We start from the raw sequence: 13123 nt of genomic DNA, 5'->3' as shown, positions 1-13123 counted from the left end.
GTGACGACGATGACGGAAGCTTCCGTACGCGAGTTCAAGATGCCCGACGTGGGCGAGGGACTCACCGAGGCCGAGATCCTCAAGTGGTACGTCCAGCCTGGTGACACGGTCACCGACGGCCAGGTGGTGTGCGAGGTCGAGACCGCCAAGGCGGCCGTCGAACTCCCCATCCCCTACGACGGCGTGGTCCGCGCGCTGCACTTCCCCGAGGGCACCACGGTGGACGTGGGCACGTCCATCATCGCGGTGGACGTGGCCGGCGACGCACCGGCGGAGGTCCCCGCTCCCGCCGAGCAGCCGAAGGCGGCACCCAAGGCGGAGGAGCCCAAGGCGGAGGAGCCCAAGCCGGAGGGCCGCCAGCCGGTCCTGGTCGGCTACGGCGTGGCGACCACCTCCACCAAGCGCCGCCCGCGCAAGGGCCCGGAGGTCACCGTCCCGGCCGCGGCCCAGGCCATCCAGACCGAGCTGAACGGCCACGGCGCCGCCGTCCCCGCCCAGCCCCGCCCGCTGGCCAAGCCGCCGGTGCGCAAGCTGGCGAAGGACCTCGGCGTCGACCTCGCCACGATCACCCCGTCCGGCCCGGACGGCGTCATCACCCGCGAGGACGTCCACGCGGCGGCGGCCCCCAAGGCTGCCGAGGCCGCCGCGCCGGTCGTCGTGGAAGCCCCCGCCGCCGCACCGGTTCCCGCACCCGTCGTGGCCTACGACGGCGCCCGCGAGACCCGCATCCCGGTCAAGGGCGTCCGCAAGGCGACCGCGCAGGCCATGATCGGCTCCGCGTTCACGGCGCCGCACGTCACCGAGTTCGTGACGGTGGACGTGACGCGCACGATGAAGCTGGTCGAGGAACTCAAGCAGGACAAGGAGTTCCAGGGCCTGCGGGTGAACCCGCTGCTCCTGATCGCCAAGGCCCTGCTGGTCGCCATCAAGCGCAACCCGGACATCAACGCGTCCTGGGACGAGCCCAACCAGGAGATCGTGCTCAAGCACTACGTGAACCTGGGCATCGCGGCGGCCACCCCCCGCGGTCTGATCGTCCCGAACATCAAGGACGCCCACGCCAAGACGCTCCCGCAGCTGGCCGAGTCCCTGGGCGAGCTGGTGGCGACGGCCCGCGAGGGCAAGACGTCCCCCGCGGCGATGCAGGGCGGCACGGTGACCATCACCAACGTCGGCGTCTTCGGCGTCGACACCGGCACGCCGATCCTCAACCCCGGCGAGTCCGCGATCCTCGCGGTCGGCGCGATCAAGCTCCAGCCGTGGGTCCACAAGGGCAAGGTCAAGCCGCGCCAGGTCACGACGCTGGCGCTGAGCTTCGATCACCGGTTGGTGGACGGGGAGCTGGGCTCCAAGGTGCTCGCCGATGTCGCGGCGATCCTGGAGCAGCCGAAGCGGTTGATCACCTGGGCGTGAGGGCAGCTAGGTTGAGGGAGTGGGCGGTCGCAACTTGGTCTTGCGATCGCCCACTCCCTCCTCTGACTGTCAGAGCTGGTTGAGCACGTACACCGGCGCCCCGTCCTGCGCCGCGCCCTGTGAGCGGATGCAGGCGTGCTTGCGCAGCAGGCGGAGGCATTCGTTGACGCGGCGTACCGACAGACCCGTACGGGCCGCGATCGATTCGAGCGGCTCTCGCAGCTCACCCTTCTCGACGAGGACCGGGGCGATGACGACGGCCACCGTCCACACGTCCTCCGTCACGGACAGCCGTTCCCGCCAGTCGGCCAGCACGGACTCCGTGGTGGGCAGCACCGTGAGGTGCCCGCCGGGCTCCCGACGTTCGAGAACGAGAGCGTCGAACCGGTCCGCGATGCGTTCCATCGCATGGACCAGGGCCTGTTGCGCGGCGAGTGTGGCCTTCTGCGTGGCCAGCGTCTCCCTCTGGATCGCCAGCATCTCCTTCTGCAGCGAGATCGATTCGCGCTGCCCGTTCGCCAGCTCCTCGTCCAGCTGAAGGTTGTGCGCCTCAAGCCGCACGATGGCCTCGGCGACCTGCTCCGGCATGGCGTACGCGATGGGGGCACCGGGGGCGGTCGGCTGCACCTCGGCCTCTTCGAGAGTGTAAGAACCCTCCCGCTGCACGGTCTCGATGACCTCGGCGGCCCACTGCTTGAAGGGGGCGCAGGCAGCCTTCGTGCAGGATTGGACGAGGAGGATCAGGCCCTGGAGATCGATGAGATTCATGTCTCGGCGCCACTCCCGACCTGCGGGAATGCTGAGACCGTAACCTCCAGTTACGGTCTCGAGAATCTCTCGGTGCTCTTCCGGGACATGGTCGGAGAGAGCCTTCCTCGAGTTGGTGTGCCCGAGTTCCTTGCAGACATCCACCGCCGGAAACCAATGACTCCCGTCCGGCATGGTCAGTCGTCGTACCCGGGCTCCGGTCGCCGCGTACACGAAGTCGCTGACGTCGAGCGCCTCATGCCGCTCGCCCGCGTTGGGCCGCTTGCTGGGTTCGTTCATGTGAACCACCTCCGCTGCGGAACGTAGAGCGGAGCAAATCGAATATGCCAGCTGCAAGATGGATGTTCACCATTGCGAGGGAAGATCCCCTATTTGGCTGGACCCATCTCAACTCCCGTATCTTGACGCCATGGTGGCGGGGGCGAAGAGCACAGCACGGCATGCGAAAAGGCGGACGACGGAGGAGAAGGGCGGGCTCGCCCGGTCCTCCGTGCTGATGGCCGGAGCCACCGTCGTGTCACGCGCGACCGGGCTGATCCGGCAGGTGCTGCAGGGCGCGGCGCTCGGCAACGGGCTGCTGGCGAGCACGTACAACACGGCGAACACCCTGCCGACCAGCCTGTACATCCTGCTGATCGGCGGCGCGCTGAACGCCGTACTCGTGCCGCAGCTGGTGCGTGCCCGGGCCACCCACCCCGACGGCGGGCGCGCCTACGAGCAGCGGCTGGTGACCCTGGTCATCACGGTGCTGGCCGCCGGGACCGTACTCGCCGTCTGGGCGGCCCCGCAGATCGTGGGCCTGTACATGAGGGACACGCCGGACAGCCATCAGGCCTTCCGGCTCACCGTCGTCTTCGCCCGGTTCCTGCTGCCGCAGATCTTCTTCTACGGCCTCTTCACCATCCTCGGCCAAGTCCTCAACGCCCGCGAGAAGTTCGGGGCGATGACCTGGACGCCGGTTCTCAACAACTTCGTACTCATCGGCATGTTCAGTGCCTACCTGGGGCTGATGACCGTCCCGCACTCGGTCGCCGACATCACTGCCGCCCAGGTCCGCTGGCTCGGCATCGGCACCACCGTCGGCATCGCCGTACAGGCCCTCGCGCTGATCCCCTTCGCCCGCGCCGCCGGCTTCCGGTTCCGGCCCCGCTTCGACTGGCGCGGTGCCGGACTCGGCTCCGGCGTCCACGCGGCCAAGTGGACGTTGCTGTTCGTGCTGGCCAACCAGATCGCGCTCACCGTGGTCACCAACTACGCCAGTGCGGCCGACCAGGAACTGCCGAAGGCCGGCGCGGGCTACACGTCGTACAGCTACGCCCAGGCCATCTGGACACTGCCGCAGTCCGTGGTCACCGTCTCCCTGGTCACGGCGCTGCTGCCGCGCATGAGCAAGGCCGCGGCCGAGGGCCGGATCGCCGATCTGCGCGCGGACCTGTCCCGGGCGCTGCGGATCAGTGGGGTCGTCATCGTGCCCGCCGCCTTCCTGTTCGCCGCGCTCGGCCCACAGATCGCGACGCTGCTGTTCGCCCACGGCGCCGCCGACGCCTCCTCCGTCCGGCCCCTCGGCCACATGCTCCAGGCGTTCGGCCTCGGCCTGATCCCCTTCTCGGCCCAGTACCTGCTGCTGCGCGGCTTCTACGCCTTCGAGGACACCCGTACACCGTTCTTCATGGCGGTCTGGATCGGCGTCGTGAACATCGCCCTCGCCACCGCCTGCCACCTCCTGCTGCCCGCCCGCTGGGCCGTCACCGGCATGGCCGGCGCCTACACCCTCTCCTACTTCGCCGGCCTCGCCCTCACCGCCCGCCTCCTGGCCCGGCGCACCGGCGGCCGCCTGGCCGACGGCGCCCTGCGCAGTACGTACGCCAAGTTGCTGTGCGCCGGTGCCGCGGGAGCGGTCGCGGGCTGGGCGGCGGCGCGGGCCTGCGCGGCAGCCCTGGGCGGGAGCGGTACGGCGGCGACGGCCCTCACCACGGCCACCGGAACCCTCGCCCTGTCCGTGACGTACTTGGCCCTCGGCCGCCTGCTGCGCCTGCCCGAACTCCGGCGGCTGCCCGGCTTTGGCTGATCACCTGGGGTGTTGCCCGCGAGGGCCTCGCCGGCAGCGACGCCCCAGACCGATCAGCGACCCCGCACTCTGTACGTGGGATGCGGGGACCCGTCGGCCCCTGACACGGCATCAGGGTTGACTCGGGGTAGGGCCGGGGGCGTCACCGATGTGGTCGGTGGGGGCTGAGCGGCACGCTGATGTCATGTCGAAAACCAGCGCCGCTCGCTCCAGTTCCTCCGTCGTCCGCCGTGCCGCTGCCGCCCTCGCCGGTGCCGCCGTCCTGGCAGGTGCCGCGGCAGTGTGCGGGCCGGGAGTCGCGTACTCCGCGCCGCGTTCCACCACCCCGTCCGCGACCGACTTCAGCGACTGTCCCGCACTGCCCGACGGCGTCGACCCGGCCCGTTGGAGATGTGAAGTGCACACCGCTGCCCCGCGGTTGACCATCGGCAAGGTCACGGTGGACCTCGCCCCGATCACCATGACCCACGCCGAGGGTCCCCTGCCGGACGGCAGCAACGGGCAGGTGTGGGGAGCGATGCACACCGCGCCGACCGCAGTTCCGGGAGGGCTGACCGGCACCCCGGCAGGCGATCACGTGCCGGTCCTGGGGATGGCGATACAGCCGGAGTACGGTGGCCGGTCCGACTTCTACACCGGCCGGTTCAGCCTCCGCTTCCGGCTCATAGGACCGCTGTTGCCGCACGGCTGCACCATCGGGGCGAGCGAACCCGTCGACTTCCAGCTGAAGCGCTCGGGCCCCTCCAAGTGGGTCTCCCAGGATCCGCCGGTGATCGAGTTCTCGGCGTACGACGACACCTTCACCGCTCCGGCCGCCGAGCACTGCGGGCCGCTCGCCCCGTCCCTCAACCGACGGCTCGGTCTGCCGGCGGCCGACCAGAACCTGATGTCGTACGACGCCTCCTACACCTTCAAGACCTACGACCAGCTGACCTGAGGAGGCCTCGCGCAAGCCCGAGACACGAAAGAGAAAGGAGGGAACCTTTCGCAGCTGCCCCCACTCCTGACCCGGCGACGCGGACCCGACGGGGGACCGCACCGGCCCGAGAGGGGTCATGCATGGCACCGCACACCGCGGTCGTGTCCGACCGTCCGATGCCCGAGGACATGCGCGCCGAGCACCGTTGGCCGACGGTCCGGGGCACCCGGCTGCACCTCGCCGAGTACGGAGGCACCGACGGCACCAGCGCCACCGGCGTCCCGCTGCTGATGCTGCACGGTTTCCCGCAGCACTGGTACGCCTGGCACAAGGTCGCCGCCCTGGTGCCGGACGGGTACCGGCTGATCTGCCCGGACCTGCGGGGCTTCGGCTGGTCCGAGGTCACTCGGCGGGGGTACGACATGGACGGCCTGGCGGACGACGCCCTCGCACTGCTGGACGCCCTCGGGCTGGAGCGGGTCGGGCTGGTCGGTCACGACTGGGGCGCGCACCTGGGGTTCCGGCTGTGCCTGCGGGCTCCGGAGCGGTTCACCGGGTACCTGGCGCTGAACATGTCCCACCCCTGGCCCCGGCACCGGGCGGTCCTGCCCAACCTGTGGCGGATGTGGTACACCGCGTTCGTCGAGTACCCGGTGCTCGGGCGGGCCGTCCTGCGGCACTGGCCCGGCTTCACCCGCTTCCTGCTGCGTCACCAGGCGGCCGACCCAGCCGTGTGGACGGACGCCGAACTCGCCGAGTACGCGGCCGCGACCTCCGCGAGCGCGGCCGCCGCACAGTCCCTGTTCTGGCAGTACGTCCTGCACGACATCCCCGCGCTGGTCCGCGGCACCGGGCGCCGGCACCGGCTGACCGTACCCACACTGCTGCTCGGCGGGGAGCGGGACGTGGTGGTCCCACCGTCAGTGCTCGCCGGGTCGGAGCCGTACGCCGACGATCTGACCGTGCGGCTGGTGCCGGGGGCCGGACACTATCTGCCGCAGGAGCGGCCGGAGGAGGTCGCCGAGGCGATCGGGAAACTCTTCGCCGAGCCGCGCTAACGCAGTGCCGCCCGCTCGGTGAGCCGGTGTACGAACGCCTGGCCGCGCCGCTCGCCGAGCAGGCTGCCGTAGAGCCACTGGACCGGGCGCAGGGCGGTGGGGCGGGTGGCGCCGAGGACGGCGAAGCGCGTGCCGGCGCCCTCCGGTGCGGCCGCCATGCCGCCCACGATCAGGCGGGACTGCATCAGGCACCAGCCGGGGGCGAGGCGTACCTCGAAGGCTTCGCGCAGGCCCGAGCGGCCCACCGCCAGGGCCGGCTTGCGGTCGGCGTCGCCCGGCGGGACACGGAACTCACGCAGAAAGGGGACCAGATGGGGCAACTCCGAAGACAGGTCGGAGGCGACCGACCAGACCTGTTCGTACGGCAGTGGGAGGTGCTGCTCGGCGTACAGGCCGGCGTGCAGACCGGCGGCCAGGACGCGCAGGCGCAGTACGGGATCGGTGTTCATCGCGACCACGCCTTCCGGAACGCGGAACGGGCCCGGTGCAGACGGGACTTGACGGTGCCCGTGGGGACCCCGAGCAGTTCGGCCGCGGCGACCTCGTCCAGGCCCTCCAGCTCGCGCAGGACCAGGACCGCGCGGTGCCGTACCGGCAGCCGGGCGAGTACGTCCCGGATGTCTGCGGGCAGGTCGCCGTCGGTGCCGGTGCGCAGTCCGCCGAGCCGGGCCAGGTCGGAGGGGTCGGCCGGTTCCTCGACCGCGGTGCGCCGGGCGACCCGGACCGCCTCGCGGACGGTGACCGTGCGCACCCAGCCGTAGAAGGCGAGCGGATCGCGCAGTCCGCGCAGGCCCTTGAAGACCGCGACGAGCGACTCCTGTACGGCGTCGGGCACGTCGTGCGGCGCGATCGGGCGGCACAGGCGGGTCACGTACGGGGTCACCAGGGTCAGCAGCTCGTCCATCGCGAGGGCGTCCCCGTTCTGGGCGGCCCGGACCAGCTCGGCGGCGGTCTCCCACGGCTCGGCGGCGTCCCCCTGTGCGTCCATGACGGGGTCACCCTACGCGACGGGCCCGCCGCGATCCGCGACGGGCCCGGGTGCCGAAACGGCCGTCAGCCGAGCTTGGCGAAGCCGTAGTTCATGAGCTTCTTCGCGTCGGACTCACGGTTCGGGATGGAGGTGGAGGAGAGGACGGTGCCGATGACCGTCTTGCCGTTACGCGTGGCGGCGAAGACGAGGCAGTAGCCGGCCTCGGGGCCGGAGCCGGTCTTCACGCCGATGGTGCCGCTGTAGCTGCTGAGGAGCCCGTTGGTGTTGGTCCACGGGTTCATCGTGCGGGTGCTGCCCGTCTTGGTGATCGTCTTCGCCGTGTACGACTTAGTCTTGACGATCGTGCGGAACGTGGAGTTCTTCATCGCGCTGCTGGCGATCTTCGTCAGGTCGCGCGGCGTCGAGTAGTTGTTGCCGTTGCCGATGCCGTCGAACGAGTCGAAGTGCGTGCTCGTGCTCTTCAGGCCGAGGTTCTTCGCGGCGGTGTTCATCTTGCCGATGAAGGACTTCACGCGGTCGGCCATGGTGGCGCCGCTGCCGTACTTGTCGGCGAGGGCGTAGGCGGCGTCGCAGCCGGACGGCAGCATCAGGCCGTAGAGCAGCTGGCGGACGGTGACCTTGTCGCCGACGATCAGGTGCGCCTGGGAGGCGTTGTTCCTGACGACGTAGTCGCTGTACTCCTTCTTGATCGTCACCTTGGCGTCGAGGTTGAGGTTCGACTGGGCGAGCACGACCTTGGCGGTCATGATCTTGGTGGTGGAGCCGGTGGAGCGCTTGGTGTCCGCTGCCTTGGTGTACAGCGTCGAGCTGTTGGCGTTGTTCATCACGTAGCCGCCCTTGGCGATGATCGAGGGCGTCGTGACAGCTTGTGCGGGCACCGCGGTGAGGGCCCCGGTGGCGAGCATCGCGCCGGAGGTGACGGCGATGGCGGCTGCTCGGCGGATGCGGCGGGTGCCCTTAATGCCGGTAATCAAAGTGAGATACCCCGATTGTGTTGAATGCCCCTACTGTGCGGCCAAGTTGAGGGTGGCAAGGGAGCAGGGCCGCACGTGTGTGACACGTAAGTAGCACAGAAGGTTGTGCGGTCGCTGGGAGAGATCTGCGTCACGTCCGCATGCTGGACGAGAGCCTCCCATGCGTACGTGTTGTATCTATCCTGTGGGCATGGCCACGCCCACGAAGCAACCACCCGCCGCCGACCGTGTCTACAGCCACATCAAGCAGGGCGTCCTCGACCGCCGTTACGAGGGCGGGACGCTGCTCACCGAGGGGGAGCTGGCCGAGGCCGTGGGGGTCTCGCGCACACCTGTCCGGGAGGCGCTGCTCAAGCTGGAGGTGGAGGGCCTGATCAGGCTGTACCCGAAGAAGGGTGCCCTGGTCCTGCCGGTCTCCGCGCAGGAGATCGCCGACGTGGTGGAGACCCGGCTGCTGGTGGAGGAGCACGCGGCCCGCAAGGCCGTACCCGCCCCGCCGGGGCTGCTGGAGCGGCTGGCGGAGCTGCTGGAGCAGCAGAAGGCGCAGGCCGCGGCCGGTGACCTGGCCGCCGCGGCGAAGACCGACCGCTGCTTCCACGCCGAGATCGTGCGCAGCGGAGGCAACGAGATCCTGTCCCGGCTCTACGACCAGCTGCGCGACCGGCAGCTGCGGATGGGCGTCGCCGTCATGCACTCGCACCCCGACCGGATCGCCAAGACGCTCGCCGAGCACGAGGAGATCCTCGAGGCGCTGCGCTCCGGGGACGCGGAGGCGGCCGTCGGGGTCGTGCACCGGCATGTGAGCTGGTTCTCGCACCTCGCGCGGGGTGAGGTCCGGTGAACAACGCCACCCTGCCGGGTGACCCACCGGGCGGCCGCCGCGCCATCGCGGTGTGGTCCATCGGTGTCTCGGTCTACTTCGTCGCCGTCATCTTCCGTACGTCCCTGGGCGTGGCCGGGCTGGACGCGGCCGACCGCTTCCACGTCAACGCCTCCGCCCTCTCGACCTTCTCCATCCTCCAACTGCTGGTCTACGCCGGCATGCAGATACCGGTGGGCCTGCTGGTCGACCGGCTCGGCACCAAGAAGGTGCTCGGCATCGGCGCGGTGCTGTTCACGGCGGGCCAGCTCGGCTTCGCCTTCTCGCCCTCCTACGGCACGGCGCTCGCCTCGCGGGCGCTGCTCGGGTGCGGTGACGCGATGACCTTCATCAGCGTGCTGCGGCTGGGCAGCCGCTGGTTCCCGGCCCGGCGCGGGCCGCTGGTCGCGCAGCTCGCGGGCCTGGTCGGCATGGCCGGCAACCTGGTCTCCACCCTGGTCCTGGCCCGGCTGCTGCACGGCATCGGCTGGACCCCGGCGTTCGCGGGCAGTGCGCTGGCCGGTGCGCTCGTACTCGTCCTGACGCTGCTGTTCCTGAAGGACCACCCCGAGGGGCACGAGCCCGAGCCGCTCCCGCACCAGGGCGCGGCCTACGTCCGCCGGCAGATCGCGGCGTCCTGGCGGGAGCCCGGCACCCGGCTGGGACTGTGGGTGCACTTCACGACCCAGTTCCCGGCGATGGTGTTCCTGCTGCTGTGGGGGCTGCCGTTCCTGGTCCAGGCGCAGGGGCTGTCCCGTGCCACGGCCGGTGAGCTGCTGACGCTCGTCGTCCTGTGCAACATGGTGATCGGGCTGGTCTACGGCCAGATCGTCGCCCGGCACCACGCGGCCCGGCTGCCGCTGGCTCTGGGCACGGTCGGAGCGACGGCGTCGCTGTGGGCGCTGACTCTCGCCTGGCCGGGTGAGCGTGCTCCCCTGTGGCTGCTGGTGGTGCTCTGCGCGGTGCTCGGCGCGTGCGGTCCGGCCTCGATGCTGGGCTTCGACTTCGCCCGGCCGGCCAACCCGCCCGAGCGACAGGGCACGGCGTCGGGAATCACCAACATGGGTGGGTTCGTCGCCTCCATGACGACGTTGTTCGCGGTCGGGGTGCTGCTGGATGCGACCGGGGACGACTACTCGGTGGCCTTCTCGGTGGTGTTCGTCCTGCAGGCGGTGGGGGTGAGTCAGATTCTGCGGCTGCGGGGGCGGGCGGCTCGGCGGGAGCGGGAGCGGTTGGTGGCCAGTCGGGTGGAGACGGTGCATGTGCCTGCGGCTTGAGCCGCTTTTTCTCCCGCCCACGCACCGCCCGTTTCCCGTTGGCTGAGAAGGTGAGCAACCTGTGGGGGTGCTCGCCGTCGGCGACCGCCCCTCCGCTCAGCCGGTGACCGGCACGAGGGTGAGGTACGCGATCCCGAGTACGCCCCGGTAGGCCAGCCACTGGGCCCGGTGGCGGTTCAGGCGGTCGCGGGTCTCGGGGGCCGACGGGTGATCCGGATGGGTGGCCAGCCATACCTCCGTGTCCGCCTGGTACGCCGACTCGAACTCCTCCCACTCGGCCGGGCTCGCGGTCTCCGTCCACTCGGGGCGGAAGCCGGCCTCGACGGCAAGGTCGAGGAGGGTGGCGAGGTCGTAGTGGTCGTCGGCGCAGGCGCCCGGCCACATGCGGGCCAGTTCGGGCTCGGTGGGCGTGCGCTCCCAGAAGCCCTCGCCGAGCAGGACGCGGCCGCCGTCGTTCACCAGGCGCCGCAGCTCGCGCAGCGCCTCCGCCGTGGGTGGCTCGGCCTTGGTCAGGGCCTGGGTCGCGCCCAGGCAGAGCACCAGGTCGGCCGGGCCGCGGCGGGTGCCGACGGCGGACTCCTCGACGAACTCCACGCGGTCCGCGAGACCCCGTGCCGCGGAGTTCCGCCTGCCCCTCGCCAGGTCCTCGGCATTGACGTCGAGGCCGAGTCCCCGAGCGTCCGGTACGGCTTCCAGCACCCGGAGCATCAACTCGCCCCAGCCGCAGCCGATGTCCAGGACGCTGCCCGGCCGGGTTCCGGCGAGGCGCCGGACCAGGGCGGCCGCGCGGGCCTCGGAGAGGGGGCCGTGGAAGACGAGCCGGGTGAGCCGGGGCGGGAGGTCGTCGGTGCGTGGGGTCGCCGCAGTGTCCGTCATGGCGCGCACGCTAGTTCCGAGGGCGGAGCGGCGACACCGGTTTTCCGAGCGCCGGCGGGCCTACGGCGTCACCGCGAAGTTGCGCAGGATCGCCGCCGTCAGGTCCGGGTCGCCCTCCGTCTTCACCCGGTCCGCGACCGCCTCCGGGCTCACCCGGCCGCACGCCAGCCGGAAGTACGTCTCCCAGTCGAGGGCGAAGGAGGCGGCGGGGCCCAGGGCGGGGGCGGTCTCCAGGGTGCCGCGGCCCTGGATGTCCACGCGGATGGTGCGCAGGAACTCGACCGGCCCGTGCACGTCGAACACGATGGCCGAACTGCGCGGGGCGCTCGCGTCCTTGGCGACCACCTTGGGAAGCGCGTCCAGCAGGACGTCCCGGGTGACGTGCGCGCCCGGGGAGTCGAGGTTGCCGGGGCGGCCGAGGGCCGTGCGCAGGTCCTGCTCGTGTACCCACACGTCGAAGGCGCGGGTGCGCATCGCCTGTTCGAGGGTGACCTCGGCGCCCACGTAGCCGCGCACCTTGTGGCCGGGGTCGCGGGACTCGTTGCGCAGCTGGCGGTTGCGGCGGATGACCGTGTACTCCAGCTCGGACGTCATCTCCGGCGCCGTGTGGTGGCGGCGGACGTCGACCTGCATCTCCATGTAGCGCTGGTGCTCGTTGGTGACGTGGAAGAGGTCGCGGGGGAGGGTGTGGATGGGGCGCGGGTCGCCGAGCATCTCGCAGTCCAGGCCGATGACGTGCGAGACCACGTCACGCACCGACCAGCCTGGGCACGGCGTCCGCCGGTTCCACTCGCCCTCCACGAGCGTGCCCACCAACTCGGATATCGCTTCGATGGAGTGGGTCCAGGCGTCGGCGTAGGGCTGGAGGGTGGGATGCAGACTCACGGAACGGGACCCCTCGGCGGTCGGTACACGGGCGGTTGTGGCGGCGTTGCCAGTGGGAGGTGGCTGCACTCGGCGCGGTCTTGAAACTCCCCCGGTTCTCGACTTCGCTCGAACCGGGGGGACCCCCAAGTTACGCTGCTCTGAGGCACCCCGGCAGTGCTTTCGTGTGACGATCGTAGGCCCGTGTGGACTACTCGAATGCCAGGACGGTGGTAGTGTGCGCGCCTCGCTGATCCAGATTGCCGTAGACGAGGGCGAATCGGTTGCCGAACGGCGGCAGCGGGTGGCCGCGCTGGTCCGCGAACAGGCCGGGTCCGACCTGGTCGTTCTGCCCGAGCTGTGGACGACCGGTGCCTTCGCCTACGAGGAGTTCGGCCCCGAGGCCGAGCCGCTCGAAGGGCCGACGTACGAGGTGATGGCCAAGGCGGCGAGCGACGCGGGCGTGTGGCTGCACGCCGGCTCCATCCCCGAGCGGGACCCGGACGGCCCCCTCTACAACACCTCTCTCATCTTCTCCCCCTCAGGTGAGCTGGCCGCGGCCTACCGCAAGATCCATCGCTTCGGTTTCGACAAGGGCGAGGCCGTGCTGATGGGGGCCGGGCGGGACCTCGTGACGGTCCGGCTGCCCGGGACCACCCTCGGCGTGGCCACCTGCTACGACCTCCGTTTCCCCGAACTCTTCCGCTCCCTCGTCGACGCCGGCGCCGAGACGCTGGTGATCCCGGCGGGCTGGCCCGAGCGGCGACGCGCGCACTGGACGCTGCTGGCTCAGGCGCGGGCGGTGGAGAACCAGGCGTTCGTGCTCGCGTGTGGAACGGCCGGGACGCACGCCGGAGTTCCCCAGGCGGGTCACTCGATCGTGGTGGATCCCTGGGGCGAGGTGCTCGCCGAGGCGGGCGCCGGCGAGGAGGTCCTCACGGTCGACTTCGACCCGGCGAAGGTGGCGGCCACCCGCGAACAGTTCCCGGCCCTGAAGGACCGGATGCTGGGCCTGGAGCCACCGCGCCGCTGAACACGGGGCGGACCCGGGGCGGC

13 protein-coding genes are annotated in these 13123 nt (G+C 70.9%); 7 read left to right on the top strand and 6 right to left on the bottom strand.

Annotation, left to right across the window (positions count from 1 at the left end):
• A complete protein-coding gene (locus CRP49_RS12660; protein ID WP_097253466.1) occupies positions 1-1413 on the top strand; it encodes a dihydrolipoamide acetyltransferase family protein in 1413 nt (470 codons plus the stop codon).
• Positions 1414-1482: 69 nt separating this feature from the next.
• Here CRP49_RS12660 and CRP49_RS12655 read toward each other — a convergent pair whose 3' ends face one another.
• Complete coding sequence (locus CRP49_RS12655) at positions 1483-2460, bottom strand: BRO family protein (RefSeq protein WP_097253465.1); 978 nt, start codon at positions 2458-2460, stop codon at positions 1483-1485.
• A gap of 130 nt (positions 2461-2590) precedes the next feature.
• Here CRP49_RS12655 and murJ point away from each other — a divergent pair, with 130 nt between their 5' ends.
• From murJ to CRP49_RS12640, 3 genes are all read left to right on the top strand, one after another.
• Positions 2591-4249 carry a murein biosynthesis integral membrane protein MurJ gene (gene murJ / locus CRP49_RS12650; RefSeq protein ID WP_097253464.1) on the top strand — a complete coding sequence of 553 codons (1659 nt, stop codon included), beginning with the start codon at positions 2591-2593 and terminating at the stop codon, positions 4247-4249.
• 184 nt (positions 4250-4433) lie between these two features.
• On the top strand, positions 4434-5186 hold the full coding sequence (locus CRP49_RS12645; protein WP_097253463.1) for a hypothetical protein: 753 nt from the start codon (positions 4434-4436) through the stop codon (positions 5184-5186).
• Between the two features lie 122 nt (positions 5187-5308).
• Entirely contained in the window at positions 5309-6226 is a 918-nt protein-coding gene (locus CRP49_RS12640) for an alpha/beta fold hydrolase (RefSeq protein WP_097253462.1), read from the top strand.
• On the opposite strand, the gene CRP49_RS12635 is transcribed toward CRP49_RS12640, so the two are convergent.
• The 3 genes from CRP49_RS12635 to CRP49_RS12625 form a co-directional block, all read right to left on the bottom strand.
• On the bottom strand, positions 6223-6675 hold the full coding sequence (locus CRP49_RS12635) for a hypothetical protein (protein ID WP_143669983.1): 453 nt from the start codon (positions 6673-6675) through the stop codon (positions 6223-6225). The two genes, CRP49_RS12640 and CRP49_RS12635, sit on opposite strands and share 4 nt — an antisense overlap.
• Complete coding sequence (locus tag CRP49_RS12630) at positions 6672-7214, bottom strand: RNA polymerase sigma factor (protein WP_097253460.1); 543 nt, start codon at positions 7212-7214, stop codon at positions 6672-6674. The genes CRP49_RS12635 and CRP49_RS12630 overlap by 4 nt, the downstream gene beginning before the upstream one ends.
• Before the next feature lie 65 nt (positions 7215-7279).
• A complete protein-coding gene (locus tag CRP49_RS12625) occupies positions 7280-8191 on the bottom strand; it encodes a D-alanyl-D-alanine carboxypeptidase family protein (RefSeq protein WP_097253459.1) in 912 nt (303 codons plus the stop codon).
• Positions 8192-8381: 190 nt separating this feature from the next.
• On the opposite strand from CRP49_RS12625, the gene CRP49_RS12620 reads away from it, so the two are divergent.
• Both CRP49_RS12620 and CRP49_RS12615 read left to right on the top strand, forming a co-directional pair.
• Positions 8382-9032 carry a GntR family transcriptional regulator gene (locus CRP49_RS12620; protein ID WP_094218882.1) on the top strand — a complete coding sequence of 217 codons (651 nt, stop codon included), beginning with the start codon at positions 8382-8384 and terminating at the stop codon, positions 9030-9032.
• A complete protein-coding gene (locus CRP49_RS12615; RefSeq protein ID WP_097253458.1) occupies positions 9029-10327 on the top strand; it encodes a nitrate/nitrite transporter in 1299 nt (432 codons plus the stop codon). Before CRP49_RS12620 ends, CRP49_RS12615 begins: the two co-directional genes overlap by 4 nt.
• A 96-nt stretch (positions 10328-10423) precedes the next feature.
• On the opposite strand, the gene CRP49_RS12610 is transcribed toward CRP49_RS12615, so the two are convergent.
• Together CRP49_RS12610 and CRP49_RS12605 are read right to left on the bottom strand one after the other, a co-directional pair.
• A complete protein-coding gene (locus CRP49_RS12610) occupies positions 10424-11203 on the bottom strand; it encodes a cyclopropane-fatty-acyl-phospholipid synthase family protein (RefSeq protein ID WP_097253457.1) in 780 nt (259 codons plus the stop codon).
• A 60-nt stretch (positions 11204-11263) separates the two neighbouring features.
• Positions 11264-12088, bottom strand: a complete 825-nt coding sequence (locus CRP49_RS12605) for a maleylpyruvate isomerase family mycothiol-dependent enzyme (RefSeq protein ID WP_097253456.1) — start codon at positions 12086-12088, stop codon at positions 11264-11266.
• 217 nt (positions 12089-12305) lie between these two features.
• On the opposite strand from CRP49_RS12605, the gene CRP49_RS12600 reads away from it, so the two are divergent.
• Positions 12306-13100, top strand: a complete 795-nt coding sequence (locus tag CRP49_RS12600; protein WP_097253455.1) for a carbon-nitrogen family hydrolase — start codon at positions 12306-12308, stop codon at positions 13098-13100.
• Positions 13101-13123 lie beyond the last annotated feature (23 nt).

It is taken from the genome of Streptomyces sp. Ag109_G2-15, assembly GCF_900215565.1.
GTDB classification, from domain to species: Bacteria; Actinomycetota; Actinomycetes; order Streptomycetales; family Streptomycetaceae; genus Streptomyces; species Streptomyces diastatochromogenes.
The sequence above is the reverse complement of the archived record's forward strand: the minus strand, read 5'-3'. Positions and strand labels throughout refer to the sequence as shown.

Coding starts and splice junctions, on each gene's coding strand:
- CRP49_RS12655 (WP_097253465.1), bottom strand. CDS start 2,460: ATGAACGAACCCAGCAAGCGGCCCAACGCGGGCGAGCGGCATGAGGCG.
- murJ (WP_097253464.1), top strand. CDS start 2,591: ATGGTGGCGGGGGCGAAGAGCACAGCACGGCATGCGAAAAGGCGGACG.
- CRP49_RS12645 (WP_097253463.1), top strand. CDS start 4,434: ATGTCGAAAACCAGCGCCGCTCGCTCCAGTTCCTCCGTCGTCCGCCGT.
- CRP49_RS12640 (WP_097253462.1), top strand. CDS start 5,309: ATGGCACCGCACACCGCGGTCGTGTCCGACCGTCCGATGCCCGAGGAC.
- CRP49_RS12635 (WP_143669983.1), bottom strand. CDS start 6,675: ATGAACACCGATCCCGTACTGCGCCTGCGCGTCCTGGCCGCCGGTCTG.
- CRP49_RS12630 (WP_097253460.1), bottom strand. CDS start 7,214: ATGGACGCACAGGGGGACGCCGCCGAGCCGTGGGAGACCGCCGCCGAG.
- CRP49_RS12620 (WP_094218882.1), top strand. CDS start 8,382: ATGGCCACGCCCACGAAGCAACCACCCGCCGCCGACCGTGTCTACAGC.
- CRP49_RS12610 (WP_097253457.1), bottom strand. CDS start 11,203: ATGACGGACACTGCGGCGACCCCACGCACCGACGACCTCCCGCCCCGG.